Source organism: Haloarchaeobius lipolyticus (assembly GCF_051208015.1).
Taxonomy (GTDB): domain Archaea; phylum Halobacteriota; class Halobacteria; order Halobacteriales; family Natrialbaceae; genus Haloarchaeobius.
The window spans coordinates 1-624 of sequence record NZ_JBPKGF010000009.1; the positions used below are offsets into that span (position 1 = coordinate 1).

At 56.7% G+C, this 624-nt stretch carries 1 rRNA gene; it reads left to right on the forward strand.

What is annotated here, in order from left to right:
- Positions 1 to 624 (forward strand): 16S ribosomal RNA (locus tag ACSC1Y_RS16130); the annotation flags it as partial.

Sequence of the window (624 nt, forward strand, 5' to 3'; positions counted from 1 at the left end):
AGAGATCGGATCCGACGGTGAGGGACGAAAGCTGGGGTCACGAACCGGATTAGATACCCGGGTAGTCCCAGCTGTAAACGATGCCAGTTAGGTTTGGCGCGGGCTACGAGCTCGTGCTGTGCCGTAGTGAAGACGATAAACTGGCCGCCTGGGAAGTACGTCCGCAAGGATGAAACTTAAAGGAATTGGCGGGGGAGCACTACAACCGGAGGAGCCTGCGGTTTAATTGGACTCAACGCCGGACATCTCACCAGCTCCGACAGTGTGCTGTGACAGTCAGTGTGATGAGCTTACTTGAGCCACTGAGAGGAGGTGCATGGCCGCCGTCAGCTCGTACCGTGAGGCGTCCTGTTAAGTCAGGCAACGAGCGAGACCCGCATCCTTAATTGCCAGCATGAGCGTTAGCTCGATGGGTACATTAGGGAGACCGCCAGTGCCAAACTGGAGGAAGGAACGGGCAACGGTAGGTCAGTATGCCCCGAATGAGCTGGGCTACACGCGGGCTACAATGGTCGAGACAGTGGGATGCCACCTCGAGAGAGGGCGCTAATCTCCGAAACTCGATCGTAGTTCGGATTGTGGGCTGAAACTCGCCCACATGAAGCTGGATTCGGTAGTAATCGC